The organism is Microbacterium flavum, assembly GCF_018717645.1.
Taxonomy (GTDB): domain Bacteria; phylum Actinomycetota; class Actinomycetes; order Actinomycetales; family Microbacteriaceae; genus Microbacterium; species Microbacterium flavum.
On record NZ_JAFLHG010000010.1, the window covers coordinates 24,817 to 37,898 of the forward strand.

Here is a 13,082-nt window from a genome sequence, read left to right on the forward strand (position 1 = left end):
GGTCTCGTGGATCAGCGTCGCTGAGCCCTCAGAGAGTGCTCGGGCGTGCGCATCGGCCAGCAGCTGACGCGTCTTCGCGGAGCCGACCTTGGCGTCGACGGTGACGACCGCTGTGGGGCGGGCGAGGCCGAGAGCGCCGATCGCGGTCGTCGTCACCCGACTCGCGAAGGCTTTGTCTTTCACGAGGCGCTCGAAAGTCATGGCGCGCATCCACCGCGCCTCAGGAATGCCGACACCGAGATCGGCAAAACCAACCTCAGCGGCGAGGGTGCGGCGCGCACGCCCCGTGATCAGCGGGTCGGTGCCGCGGAAACGTGCGCACGCGGCGTGGGCGGACGCGGCGACCGCGCTGGACCCGCCACCCGTCGAGATCACTGCCACGTCCCTCCCCTGCCGTCACTACATGCCAACGCACCGCTGGGTTCGTATCGCGTCGCCAGCCCGGCGTGTGCAGATCTCGAGTCCCGCTGCTATCGATCCTGGTACACGCCACCGACATTGAATGAGAAGGCTCTCATCTATCGCTATCGTGTCAGGCACTGTGACTGATGGCGAATCTTCGATTCCTTCCCTCGAAGGGGATGCCGCCGCCGCTGTCTCGCACCGCGGAAGTCATCTGCAGATCATCGCTGCGGCGGGCTCCGGCAAGACGGAGGTCGTCTCTCAGCGGATTGCCGACCTGATCGCATCGAAGGTGCCGCCGCGCGGAATCGTTGCGTTCACCTTCACGGAAAAGGCCGCAGCCGAGCTCAAGGACCGCGTCCGGCTGCGCGTGACGGGCCGGCTGGGCGCGAGTGCCGGCGACTCGCTGGGCCAGTTGCAGGTCAGCACGATTCACGCGTACTGCTTCCGGCTGCTTCAGACCTACGTTCCACGTTTCGAGGCGTATTCCCTGATTGACGAGAACCAGCTGGTCGCGTTAATGACTCGGGAAGGTTCGCGGCTCGGGCTCAAGGAGTTCGGCGGCGGCAAGCTCTTCGCCGGAATCACGACTTTCTTGCGCAGCGTCGATGTCCTCGAGAACGAGCTCATCTCGACCGATGCGCTCCCCGCGGGCGAGTTCCGCGACGCGGTGATCGCCTATTACGAAGCACTTGACCGCTACCGCGTCCTCACCTTTGGTCAGCAGATCGTGCAGGCGGTTCGCGCGCTCGAAGATCCCGGCATCCACTCCGCCGTGACACGAGACGTGAAGCACCTCATTGTCGACGAGTATCAGGACGTCAACCCCGCGCAGGAGCGGCTGATCTCGCTGCTCGCGAAGCCCGTTGGCAGAGCGGAACTGGTGGTCGTAGGCGACGATGATCAGGCGATCTATCAGTGGCGCGGCTCTGCGGTTGCGAACATCGTGACGTTCGCCGAGCGCTATCCCGACGTGACGCAGTTTCGACTGCTCACGAACCGTCGTTCGCGCCCCGACATTGTGTCCCTCGCAAACGGTTTCGCCGCTACCATCGAAGGTCGGCTCGACAAGCAGATGCTCACCCATCGGCCTGCGCGAGGGCACGGCGTGCGGGTCTTGCCTGCCGCTGAAACGGAAGCCGATGAAGCAGCGGAGATCGCAGCTCAGATCCAGACTCTTGTGAGCGAAGGCGTGCCGTATCGCGCGATCGCTGTGCTGGTGCGTGGGCGCAACGCGTATCCGCGACTCATTGAGGCGTTTGACGCAGCCGGAATTCCCGTGCAGCCGGGCGGACGCACCGGGTTGTTCGAGCAGCCGATCGCCGATGCTCTCGGCGCGGTGTACGCGTGGCTCGTCGACTTCGACTGGAAGTTCGCGGGCGACGATCGACGCGAGAAGGTCGATCTCGATCGACTGATCCTGCTGCTGACGAAAACGTTCTCGCTTTCTCGACGGTCGCTTGCTCTTGTCCGCGCACATCTGACGGCTTGGCAGGAGCGCGCCGCCGCAACCAGCTCGCCAGTCGACCTCGTAGGTGACCTCTATCTCCTGCTCGGGCTGCTCGGCGTGCGCGAGTGGGACCTCGAGGACGCGCTGGAGCGCAACCGTCTCGGAACAGTCGCACGCTTTGCACGCGTCCTCGCTGATTACGAGGCAGTCCACCGTCGATCGCGCCGCGATTCAACTACTCCAGGGGAGCAGATCGGCGCCAGCTGGACACCTTGGTATTTCAAGAATCTGGCAATCCTGCTTGTCAACTACGCCGCTGGTTCCTACGACGACTTCGACGGCGAAGAGGATCTCACGGGCGATGCGGTTGCGTTGGGCACCGTGCACGGAGCTAAGGGCCTGGAGTGGCCCGTCGTGTTCCTGCCCTCGCTTACAAAACGCCGGTTCCCGTCGACCCGGGCCGGCAAGGCGCAAGCCTGGCTGGTACCGCAAGACCTCTTCGACGCATCCCGCTACGAGGGCTCAGATGCCGATGAGCGTCGCCTCTTCTATGTCGCCGCGACCCGCGCGCGCGACTATCTGGTGCTTTCGCGACACAAGCGGATCACCAAACAGAGTTCTCTCGCTTCGCCGTACTTTGAGCTGGCTCGCGAGATCGCCGGTGACGGTGGCGTAGCAGGCTCCTTCGACGTCACGGCGATCGATGCGGGCGACCTGCAGATGAGCTACAGCGACCTCGCGGCGTATGCGGCATGCGGGCGTTCCTACCTCCTGAGATCGCGGCTCGGATTCCTCCCTCCCGTCCACGACGAGCTCGGTTACGGAAATGCGGTGCATCATGTGATGCGAGTTCTCGCCGAGCGCACTCGAGAACTAGGTGAGCTGCCGTCGACATCCGAGATCGACGCATTGATGGACGACGACTTCTTCTTGCCGTTCGCCAACAAACCGGCGCACCGACAGATGAAAGAGCGTGCCCGCGCGCTCGTGCAGACCTATCTCGATGACTACCCGGATGAGTTCCTGCGCACGTGGGCCACGGAGCGACCATTCGAGCTGTACCTCGACGGCGTTGTCGTCGCGGGACGAGCCGACGTCGTCTACGACGACCACGACGGCATGCCCGAGAATCTCGCGATCGTCGATTACAAGACTGCGACGGGGCCCGAAATCGAACCGCTGCAACTCCAGGTCTATGCCGATGCCGGTCGCCGTGAAGGACTGACGGTCGCCGCGGCATTCGTGCATGACCTCGGCAAAGCCACCCGCCATTCTGTGGATGTCAGTGCGTCAGCAGTATCCGCCGCCGAGGCTGATGTTCGCGCGGCTGCCCAGGGACTGCGCGACATGTCGTTCGTCGCCAACCCATCGAAGCAGAAGTGCGCCCATTGCGATGTGCGCTTGCTCTGCCGCGACGCCGTTTAGCACCGAGATTTCAGACGGGAAACTAGACGCATGAGTGACCAGCTGTTCTCCTTCGGCAGTGACGCCGTTCACGACGCCCACCCCCCGCAGGTGATGATGATGTCCGACGCGCAACGCGCGACGATCCGCGCTCTCTTTGAGGAGCTCGGCGTCCCCGACGCAAAGAGCCAGTTCGCCATCGTCGGAGAGCTGACAGGAACGACGATCGGCTCCGTGAACGAGCTGACCGCGAGCGCCGCCGCGAGGCTCATCAACAGCCTGCGTTCGCGTATCGCCGCCTTGGGTCAGTCACGCACGGGGAACGCGTGGGTCGACCGGGAGGAAGACACGTGGATCGACCGACTGTGATGTGTCGTCCGCCGGGATTGCTCAGCCGACAACTCATGACGACATAGCTCCGCGACGCGGCCAGCGGACATGCCGAGACGCCGGGTGAGCACCGACGTCGCAGGGACCGGATACATTCACATAGCTGCAAGGGCGCAAATCATCTATCTGGGGAGACACAACGAATGAGCACCACCGCGACGCCACCTGTGGCACGGCTGAACAAGCCGCGCCCTACGACGCCCGGATGGGCGAAGTTGCTGCTCGTGCTCTTTGTCCTGCTCCTCATCGGTGCGGCCGCCTTCGGTGGCATCGTCCTTGGCAAGATGCTCGGTGCGAACGAGGAACGCTCAGTTCAAGTTGTCCGATCGGTGCACGGCGAAGAGCAAGTGATCCTCGTGACCGCCGGGGTCGGTGGAATCGAGACCGAAAGCGATAATCAGAGCTTCTTCGGACTCTTTGACGTCCCGTTTTCTGACCGTCAGGTGTTCATCCAATACGACCTCGACGCCAAGTTCGGCATCGAAGGCAAAGACATCAAGATCGTGCCGACGAGCGATAAGACCTACACGATCACAATCCCCCCGTTCATCTACTTGGGATACTCCGACCCGAAGTTCAGCGTCGCGACCGAATCGAACGGCATCCTCAGCTGGACGACTCCTCAGATCGATAAGGTCGCCGCCGTCGAAGACCTGCTCACCGATGAACTGATCGCGTCGCATATCGAGGACTATCGGTCGCTGCTCGAGGTGCAGGCGCAGACCTTCTATACGCGCATCGTGAAGGGCATCGAGCCCGAAGCGACGCTGAAATTCGAGTACGCCAAATGACGCGCCGCGACATCTTGCAAGGAGATGAGAGCCACATGACCAAAGAGCCGACTCCGCGACCGGAGCGCCTCGAGATCGACGAGCAGCCGTTCCTCGACGCGACGGCCGAGGCAAAATCGAAGTACGGACGCTTTAACCTTGCGATCATCGGGAGCTCCGGCGTCGGCAAGTCCTCGCTCGTCAACGCCGTGTTCGGTCGGGACTGGGCGAAGGTGGGTAAGGGGCTACCCGTAACCCGTGGCGTCCAGTACTTCAACGATGACTCACTCGGAATCTGGGATGTCGAAGGGTTCGAGATCGGGTCGCAGACGCCACCTGCGGAACAACTGCGCGCTCACCTAGACACGATCTCCGCCAGCCCGCAGACCCAGCAGGTCTCGGTCGTCTGGTACTGCGTCAAGGCGAACGATGACCGCTTGACACCGGCCGACATCGCGATGATTCGCGAGCTCGACGCGCAAGGGCTTCCGGTCGTCCTGGTACTGACCAAGGTCGACTGGATCAAGAATCCCATCACGGGTCAGCACGGCGTGGCGAAGGGTGTGGAGAAGTTCGTCGAGTGGCTCAACGAGCCTGTCGACCCACAAACCGACCTGCCGATCGACATCCCGTACCGCAGCGTGATCCTCACCTCGACGCAGGATAAGCACGGGAAGGGCAAAGGGCATGGTCTCGGTGAGCTCGTCGCGGAAACCCTCGCCCTTTCGCCAGATAACGAGAAAGACGCGTTTCGCATCGCGCAACGACTCAACCTCCCCTGGAAGCGAGAACTCGCCCGCCCCATCATCGCCGCTGCAACGACTGCGGCAGCAGGTGCCGCAGCTGTCCCGGTTCCGATTGCCGACGCCGCGATCCTGGCGCCGATCCAGCTCGGAATGATGGCGCGCATCGCCACGATCTACGACCTGGAGATCAAGACCATGATGTCCGCCGGCGCCCTCGCCCAGGTGGGAGCGCAGCTCGCCGGGCGCGCCCTCGCCAGCAGCATGCTCAAGCTGATCCCCGGCGCCGGAAGTGTGATGAATGCAGGCGTCGCCGGCGCTCTCACCGCTGCCACCGGCGAAGGATGGATGCGCCTGTGCGAGCAGATTCATACCGGCAAGGTCGATGTTGAGAAGGTGAGCAACTCCTGGTCCGACTTCGTGCCGGGATTCCTCGACGTCGTCCGCAAGATGGCCGAGCAGAAGCTCGCCAAGGCTTAATCGAGAGTTCGAGAAGGTTCTGGGCGTGACCCATTTGTCGAAGGCTAATTGGAAGATGTCGCTTGCGTTTTCGCGGGAGGTTCCACAGTGTCTCAGATGATCCCGCCCACGATCGCAGACGATGCTGCTCCCGGCGAGCGTGATGCGTTCGTCGCCCTGCGAGACGCCCCGGGCACACACGACTGGATTGTCTTCCATTCGCTCGCAATCGGTCGGCACGTCACGCAGCGGGAAGGCGAAGCCGACTTCGTTGTGCTGGCGCCAAGTCACGGCATTTTGGTCATCGAGGTGAAATCGCACCTCCGCGTGCAGACCGATACCACTGGCCGGTGGAAGCTCGGAAAAGATGACTGGACCCATCGATCGCCGTTCACGCAGGCCAGTGGCGAGTTCCATAGCATCCTGAGCTTTCTCCGCCAGCGCTCGCTCGATCCCGTTGCATTTCCTGCCGGGTATGCCGTGTGGTTCACATCCATCGCCAAGCAGAACATCCCGCCTGGAATCGGATGGAACGAGTGGGCCGTACTCGACGCTGGTGACCTCGGCCACGCCGCGACGGCAGTGCGTCGCGTACTAACCGCGGTCGACACCGATTCCGCCGATACGCAGCGCGGCTACCGCCGTGCGGCCGGAGAGCCGACGCTTGAGCGCGTAAACCGGATCCGGGAGGCGCTGTCTCCGACCTTTGTGGCTGAGATCAAGCCCGCAGAGCTGAAGCGGCGTCGTGAGCGCGAGATGGCCGCGTTCACGGAAGATCAGGTGCGCACGCTAGATCTGATCGGACGGGTACCGCGTGTTCTCGTCGAAGGGCCTGCGGGAACGGGCAAGACCTACATCGCCGCCGAAGCAGCCAGACGCCACGCAGTCGATGGTGATCGGGTGCTCGTCGTAATGTTCAACCGGCTCCTCGAGGAGCACCTCACGTCGCAACTCGCCGGTATAGACAGTGTGGTGACGGCGCGCATTCATGCCGAGATGGAGCGGGTAGCAGGCGTCCATTCTCCGACGGATGCAGGAGCGGACTGGTACAACGAGCAGCTGCCGCTTGCCGCGCTCGAGAAGGCGACCGCGTCGTCTTTCGATCCGCCCTATGACTTCCTGGTCGTCGACGAGGCACAAGACATCGCCTCCGACGCTAACCTCGACTTCCTCGACGCGATGCTTGTCGGTGGGCTGGGCCGCGGAAGGATGCTGCTCCTCGGCGACTTCTCGAATCAAAACATCTTCCGAAGTGGCGTCGACGACGGGCGCGAGACGATCGAGAGGCGCGTGCCCGGCATCGCGCCCATCGATCTCGACACCAACTGCCGCAATCAACGCTCGGTCGGCACCTGGGCGGAAGACGCTAGCGGACGCAGCGGGCTGTGCCGGACCTTCCGGCGTGAGCACAGCGACGAGCGCGCTGTGAGCGTGAAGATCTACAGCACTCGGAGCGAGGAGGCGCGGCTCCTCGATGAGGCGGTGCGACAACTGCGCAGCGAGGGGTTCGGACCCAAGGACATCGTGATCCTCGCGCCCTACCGCGACTCCGCCGCGCAACGCGCCATTGACGACAGGTTCGCCGTTTCAACATTGGGGTCCAGCATCCGAGATTCGTCATACGTGCGCTGGGGGACGATCCACGAGTTCAAAGGCATGGAAGCGCCCGCAGTGATTCTGACCGACATCACTGGAAGCAACCAGCGACTCTCGAATCTGATCTATGCCGGCGCAACACGCGCCCAGGATCGACTCATCGTGCTCACGACCCGCGATGATCTGTCCGCGCCGGAGAAGACCCAACGCGATGAGCACTAGGATACTGGAGCTGCGTCCCTCGCATCCGAGCGGAGAGACTCTGCCAGCCCCAGCTAGCTACGATTCGCGCCTTCCATTGACGTCTTGGAGCGGTGGCGTTGAACACGTCCGAGCTTTGTCGGAAACTGGTCGCGATCCCGACAGGTAAGTCGCCACGAACGGAGGCCTGAGATGGGCACCATCACTCCGTACGAAACGGGTAAAGGCCGCCGTTACCGCGTGCGCTATCGCAAACCGGATCACAGCGAGGCGGAGAAGCGCGGCTTCACGACGATGCGTGAGGCGAAGCTCTACCTCTCGATGGTGACGGTGTCGAAGTCGAAGGGCGAGTACATCGATCCCGCCACGTCGCGGGTGCCGGTGCTGATGTTCGCCGACAGCTGGCTGCGTTCTAAGCAGCCGCCGATGTCGAAGCCGTCGTACTACGTGACGCTCGAGCGAGCATGGAAGAACCACGTGGCTCCGGTGTGGGCGCACAGGGAGATCTGGTCGATCCGCCGCTCAGAAGTTCAGGATTGGGTGTCGGAGCTCGCGACGCAGAAGTCGAGCACTGTCGTCAAACGTGCCCTTGGAGTGCTCGCCGGCATCCTCGACGTCGCCATCGACGACCGTCGCCTCGCGAGCAATCCCGCTAGGCACATCCGCAATCTTCCCCGGAGGGGTCCCGGTAAGCGACGCGTCTATCTGTCGCATGACCAGGTGGCGACCCTGGCGGCATGCTCGGCGCACCCAACCATGGTTCTGACGTTGGCCTACACCGGGCTGCGCTGGGGCGAGGCGACCGGGCTGCGGGTGCGCAGCGTGAATCGGCTCCGCAAGCGCTTCGTCATCGAAGAGAACGCCGTGATGATCGGCTACGAGATCCACGTCGGCACGCCGAAGACGCACGAGAAGCGCTCGGTCCCCTACCCCGATCGCCTGGCTCCCCTGATCGAGCAGGCCTGCGCCGGCAAAGGACCGGAGGGGCTGCTGTTCGGCGACGGGGTCAACCACATGCGCAACTCCGGCAGCCAGGGTTGGTTCGCGAACGCTGTGAAGCGCGCGCAGGCGATCGATCCGTCGATACCTCGACTCACCCCTCACGACCTCCGCCACACCGCTGCATCGCTCGCGATCAGCTCCGGCGCGAATGTGAAGGCCGTGCAACGAATGCTCGGTCACGCGTCCGCGGCGATGACGCTCGACACGTATGCCGACCTCTTCGATGATGATCTGGATGCCGTCGCGGCGCGCCTCAACGACGCGATGCCGCTCGTGGCACTGCCGGCGGGTCCGCAGACCCGCTTCCGCCGCACGCGGTAACCGTCGAGAGCAGATTGCTCAGTCTCCAGACGAGGCTCGAGACACGAAAGCGACTCCGATTTCGACGTTCTGAGGAGCCGATTGGAGCCCTCTGAGGGGCCTTGTTTTCGGTTCATAGCGTTTACATATGCGGGCAAAAAACGGGCAAAAACGCGTTTTGCGAGGTCTGACCACAGAAGAAATACCTGGTCAGAGGTAAAAAAGGGGTGTGCCCCTGGAGGGATTCGAACCCCCGACCCGCTCCTTAGGACGGAGTGGCTCTTCCACTGAGCTACAGAGGCTGGCACCCCGAGTTTAGTCGAGCAGCGGCCCGACGACGCGTGGCGCCCGACGAATCCACGGCGCCCGCCTCACGCAACCCGACGGAACAGCACCGTCGCGAGAACCGCGACGGTGCCCGCCGCGGCGACGATCGCCACCAGTCCCGCGACCGTGGCGGCGAGCGCGCTCGAGTCGGCGGCATCCGTCGTCAGGTACGCCAGACCGATCGCCCCCGCCGAACCCGCCGCGGCCAGCGCGAGCAGACCCACCGCCCCGGGCCACGCCCGATGCCGCGGGCGCACGCCGCGCGGCGTGGCTCGCGCGAGAACCGCTCCCCCGAGGAACACGAAGACCGCCACCACCAGGATGCCGCCGACGATGTCGCTCGGCCGATGCCACTGACTCTCGACGAGGAGGATGCCGACCGCGATCGTGGCCGCGGCCCCGAGGGCGGCGACGAACGGACGCACCCGAGGGCTGCACACGAGGAACAGCGCGAACATCGCCGACACGAACACGGTCGTATGTCCGGAGGGGAATGAGTTGTGCCACGCGCCGGTCGCGCCGTTGTCGGGGCGATCGAGCAGCTCATGCTTCAGCGCCTGCGTCGTCAGATTCGATGCCGCGACCACCGCCAGCGCAACAACCGTGGCCACCCCGCGTCGCCGGATCAGCCCGATCACCACCGCGAGGACGACGATTCCGGCGCTCGTCAGCGGAACGGCATCGAGGACGGCCGCAACGGCGCCGGCGCCGACGCCGACCTGCGCCCCCAGACGCGCCTGCTCATCGATCAGCTGCCCCATGTACCCCTGCACGAAGAACAGGTACGCCATCGCCAACAGCGCAGCGAGACCGACGGCAGTCGCCAGGAAGTGCCAGGCGCGGGGTGTCGCTCGCATGATCCGATCGTCGCACGCCCGGTTGAGTGAACGCGCAGAGCCCGGCCTCAGTTCGCACCATCCCACTTTTGAACGCGTTCAGAAAGGCGTAGGCTCGGCCTATGCACCACAACGCGCGACCGATCGCGGTCCTCGCCGGCGGCAGCGGCTTCGTCGGCACCGCACTGGCGAAGGCCCTCGACGCCGACGGCTACGACATCCGCCACGTCGGTCGTCACGCAGCCGTGCGCTGGGACGACGCCGATGCCCTGCGCCGAGCCGTCGACGGCGCCGACCTCGTCGTGAACCTCGCCGGCACGTCGGTGAACTGCCGGTACACCGACAGCAACCGACGCGAGATCCTCGCTTCGCGCGTGCGCACCACACGAGCCCTCCGGGAGGCCATCGCCTCCGCCGAACGCCCGCCACGCCTCTGGCTCAACGCATCGACCGCGACCATCTACCGCCACGCGATGGATGAGCCGCAGACCGAGGCATCCGGCGACCTCGGATCCGGCTTCTCCGTCGACGTGGCCATCTCCTGGGAGCGCGAACTGTTCGCCGGCGACCTGCCCGCCACCCGCCGCGTCGCACTGCGGATGTCGATCGTCCTCGGCGACGGCCCTGCGACCCGATTGCTCTTCTCCCTGGCCCGCGCCGGCCTCGGCGGCACCCAGTACGACGGATGGTGCCCGCCGCACCGCCGCTATCGCGGCATCGGCGACCATCCCACCGGGAGCGATCGCGCCCCCTGGCACCGCACCGGCGGCAGCCAGCGATTCAGCTGGGTGCACATCGACGACGTCATCGCCGCGGTGCGCTTCATCCGCGACGACGAGGGCATCGAGGGCCCGATCAACATCGCCGCGCCGAACCCGAGCGACAACCGCACGCTCATGCGGACGCTCCGCCGCGTGGTCGGCACTCCCGTCGGCATCCCGACCCGGCGATGGATGCTCGAGATCGGCATGTGGGCCCTGCGCACCGAACCCGAGCTGATCCTCAAGAGCCGGTGGGTGCTGCCCGACGCGCTGAGCACGCGCGGTTTCGTCTTCGCGCATCCGCACCTGGAGGAAGCGCTGCGCGATGTCCGCCGCGGCTCTCCCCCAGCGCGAACACCCGCGCCGACGGCAGCGACCGCAGCACTCCCCGCACCGCATCGGGCCGCTCGACAGCGGCGAAGTGACCCGCCCCGGCAACCGTCTGCTGCGCGAAATCGGGGATGAGCGCCGCGAGCGCCGCCCCGTCGCTGTCGGCGACGAACACATCCCGCTCGCCGCGCAGCGCGCGGACCGGGCACCGGATGCCGCTCCACTGCGTCTCGTCGTACCCCGCCGCCGCGCGCGCCGCCTCGGCGAACGCCCGCGGCCGCACCTCGTCGGCGAGCGCGGCCACCACCGAGCGGTGCACGCGCGCCGGCTCGGCGAACAGCGGCGCGCTCAACGGCCCGAGAAGACCCGACCCGCGCAGCGCCCGGAGGAACCGGCGCCCCGCACCGCCCATCGCCGCGAGCATCCGCATGGCCAGCAGCATCCCCGCGAACCCCGGCAACGACCGCCACCCGCGGACCGGATGGCGGATCGCGTCGAGGACGGCGGGACCGGACGGGGAGATCAGGAGGACGGCATCCGTGCGCTCACGGAAGCGCGCCGCGATGTCGAGCGCGAGGAACCCGCCGAGGGAATGTCCGACGAGGATCCACCGTCGGTAGCCGAGCGACTCGGCCACCTCTGCCACCGCGTCGCCCAGCTGCGCGACATCCCATCCGCCCGCGGGCGCCGCACTCTCCCCCCAGCCGGGAAGGTCGATCGCGACGACGTCGGTCAGCGGCTCGCCGGCGCGCTGCGCGGCGCGGAGCAGCGGCGTCCACGTCGTCCACGACCCGGCTGCGCCGTGGAGGAGGATCGTCGCCACCTCCCCTGCCGCACCGTCCACGTGCATGACGACGCGGCCCGCGCTCGTCGTCACCGTCCGCCGCCGAACCCCCAGGGACCGACCGTCCGCCGTGAGCGACGGGCCCCGCCGATCGGTGCGGGGAGACGGGGCGGCGAGGTCGGTGGTCACACAGGTGATTCGGAACGCGCACCCGTTCGGATCGCGTCTCGCGTCGCCCGCACCCCTGCCGCGGCGCTCACCCCGCCGCACCGTTCCCCCGCGGTGCGGGCTCAGTGCACCCGCAGCGCCGCCGGCTGGACGCTGACGGTGAAGGCGCGGGTCTCGCCGATCTCCTCGCCGTCGATCTCGAACGCACGCGCCTCCGGCAGCGTCACCGACAGAGCCCGGGCACGCCCGTGGCTGACGGCGTCGGTGCTCGCGGTGTCGGCATCCTTGTCGATGAGCTTCTTCAGCCCGTTGTCCCACAGCATCGTCTTCATCGTGCCCGCCCACTCGCCGAAGCTGTCGGCGCTCAGCACGAGGTAGTCCAGCTCGCCGTCCGAGGGATCGGCGTCGGGGAGGAGGGTGAGCCCGCCCTGCAACGTGCCGCAGTTCGCGATCAGCAGCGTGTGGCCCTCCTCGTCGCGACCCGGACGGTCATCGACGCTGATGTGGAACGGCACGACATCACTGGCCGACAGCGCACGCCCGAGCGACTCGACGTAGGCGAGCCATCCCGCCTTGTCCTTCAGATCCTCATCGGTCTCGGCGATCATGTGCGCGTCGATGCCGAACCCGACCAGCACCACGAACGCGTGCCGCTCGGAACCGCCCGCCAGCTCGACCTCCACCCAGCCGACATCGACCGGCTGCACGTCGGCGTCGAGCGCTCGGACGAAGGCCGCCGGGACGTCGCCTATGGGGACGTCGAGGTTGCGAGCCAGCAGGTTCCCCGTACCGAGCGGCACGATCGCCAACTCGACGTCCGCGTGCGCGTCCGCGAGGCTCTCGGCCACCGCACGCACCGTGCCGTCGCCACCGGCGGCGATGATCAGGTCGGCGCCCGCCGCGACAGCCTCCGCGGTCTTCCCCTGCCCCGCGTCATCCTCGGTCGTCTCCCACCAGGTGACCTGCGGCTCGGCGCCTTGGCCATCGCCATCGGCCACAGCGGCGGCGAGCCCGGATTCGAGGGTGGTCTTCTCGGTCTTGGTGGGGTTCCAGACGATCGCGACGTGGCGAGCCATGGGTGTCCTTTCGGGGGATCGGGCGTCGGAGGCGCCCCTCCGGCGGACGCTACGTGAGAACCCAGGGGTCGTCAAGCCGACCG

The 13,082-nt window shown here is 66.0% G+C and carries 10 protein-coding genes, 1 tRNA gene and 1 pseudogene; 8 read left to right on the top strand and 4 right to left on the bottom strand.

Annotated features, from left to right (window positions below; all coding sequences use genetic code 11):
• Nucleotides 1-45: 45 nt before the first annotated feature.
• The 7 genes from J0P97_RS11225 to J0P97_RS11255 all read left to right on the top strand — a co-directional run bounded on the left by J0P97_RS11225 (nt 46) and on the right by J0P97_RS11255 (nt 8,738).
• A complete protein-coding gene (locus J0P97_RS11225; RefSeq protein WP_215487878.1) occupies nt 46-549 on the top strand; it encodes a hypothetical protein in 504 nt (167 codons plus the stop codon).
• Nucleotides 542-3,277: an ATP-dependent helicase gene (locus J0P97_RS11230; RefSeq protein ID WP_215487879.1), complete on the top strand. Its 2,736-nt coding sequence runs from the start codon at nt 542-544 to the stop codon at nt 3,275-3,277. The genes J0P97_RS11225 and J0P97_RS11230 overlap by 8 nt, the downstream gene beginning before the upstream one ends.
• A 30-nt stretch (nt 3,278-3,307) precedes the next feature.
• The gene (locus J0P97_RS11235) at nt 3,308-3,625 is read left to right on the top strand and encodes a hypothetical protein (RefSeq protein ID WP_215487880.1); all 318 of its coding nucleotides are present in this window, start codon (nt 3,308-3,310) and stop codon (nt 3,623-3,625) included.
• Nucleotides 3,626-3,789: 164 nt separating this feature from the next.
• Nucleotides 3,790-4,437 (top strand): hypothetical protein, encoded by a 648-nt coding sequence (locus J0P97_RS11240; protein ID WP_215487881.1) that lies wholly within the window; start codon nt 3,790-3,792, stop codon nt 4,435-4,437.
• Nucleotides 4,434-5,639 (top strand): DUF697 domain-containing protein, encoded by a 1,206-nt coding sequence (locus J0P97_RS11245; protein WP_246540295.1) that lies wholly within the window; start codon nt 4,434-4,436, stop codon nt 5,637-5,639. Before J0P97_RS11240 ends, J0P97_RS11245 begins: the two co-directional genes overlap by 4 nt.
• Before the next feature lie 96 nt (nt 5,640-5,735).
• The gene (locus J0P97_RS11250) at nt 5,736-7,436 is read left to right on the top strand and encodes a nuclease-related domain-containing DEAD/DEAH box helicase (RefSeq protein WP_215487882.1); all 1,701 of its coding nucleotides are present in this window, start codon (nt 5,736-5,738) and stop codon (nt 7,434-7,436) included.
• Nucleotides 7,437-7,607: 171 nt separating this feature from the next.
• A complete protein-coding gene (locus tag J0P97_RS11255) occupies nt 7,608-8,738 on the top strand; it encodes a tyrosine-type recombinase/integrase (RefSeq protein ID WP_215487883.1) in 1,131 nt (376 codons plus the stop codon).
• A 209-nt stretch (nt 8,739-8,947) separates the two neighbouring features.
• On the opposite strand, the gene J0P97_RS11260 is transcribed toward J0P97_RS11255, so the two are convergent.
• Together J0P97_RS11260 and J0P97_RS11265 are read right to left on the bottom strand one after the other, a co-directional pair.
• A tRNA-Arg gene (locus J0P97_RS11260) sits at nt 8,948-9,019 on the bottom strand.
• Nucleotides 9,020-9,088: 69 nt separating this feature from the next.
• On the bottom strand, nt 9,089-9,901 hold the full coding sequence (locus J0P97_RS11265; protein WP_215487884.1) for a phosphatase PAP2 family protein: 813 nt from the start codon (nt 9,899-9,901) through the stop codon (nt 9,089-9,091).
• Between the two features lie 101 nt (nt 9,902-10,002).
• On the opposite strand from J0P97_RS11265, the pseudogene J0P97_RS11270 reads away from it, so the two are divergent.
• Nucleotides 10,003-10,977, top strand: a pseudogene (locus J0P97_RS11270) (epimerase); the annotation flags it as partial.
• Here J0P97_RS11270 and J0P97_RS15660 read toward each other — a convergent pair.
• The gene (locus J0P97_RS15660) at nt 10,883-11,944 is read right to left on the bottom strand and encodes an alpha/beta fold hydrolase (RefSeq protein WP_504739347.1); all 1,062 of its coding nucleotides are present in this window, start codon (nt 11,942-11,944) and stop codon (nt 10,883-10,885) included. The pseudogene J0P97_RS11270 and the gene J0P97_RS15660 sit on opposite strands and share 95 nt — an antisense overlap.
• 101 nt (nt 11,945-12,045) lie before the next feature.
• The gene (locus tag J0P97_RS11275; RefSeq protein WP_215487886.1) at nt 12,046-12,999 is read right to left on the bottom strand and encodes a diacylglycerol/lipid kinase family protein; all 954 of its coding nucleotides are present in this window, start codon (nt 12,997-12,999) and stop codon (nt 12,046-12,048) included.
• Between the last annotated feature and the right edge of the window lie 83 nt (nt 13,000-13,082).

Bases quoted from the DNA above. Each gene is read 5' to 3' on its own strand.
- J0P97_RS11235 (WP_215487880.1), top strand. From the start codon at position 3,308: ATGAGTGACCAGCTGTTCTCCTTCGGCAGTGACGCCGTTCACGACGCC.
- J0P97_RS11240 (WP_215487881.1), top strand. From the start codon at position 3,790: ATGAGCACCACCGCGACGCCACCTGTGGCACGGCTGAACAAGCCGCGC.
- J0P97_RS11245 (WP_246540295.1), top strand. From the start codon at position 4,434: ATGACGCGCCGCGACATCTTGCAAGGAGATGAGAGCCACATGACCAAA.
- J0P97_RS11250 (WP_215487882.1), top strand. From the start codon at position 5,736: ATGATCCCGCCCACGATCGCAGACGATGCTGCTCCCGGCGAGCGTGAT.
- J0P97_RS11255 (WP_215487883.1), top strand. From the start codon at position 7,608: ATGGGCACCATCACTCCGTACGAAACGGGTAAAGGCCGCCGTTACCGC.
- J0P97_RS11265 (WP_215487884.1), bottom strand. From the start codon at position 9,901: ATGCGAGCGACACCCCGCGCCTGGCACTTCCTGGCGACTGCCGTCGGT.
- J0P97_RS11275 (WP_215487886.1), bottom strand. From the start codon at position 12,999: ATGGCTCGCCACGTCGCGATCGTCTGGAACCCCACCAAGACCGAGAAG.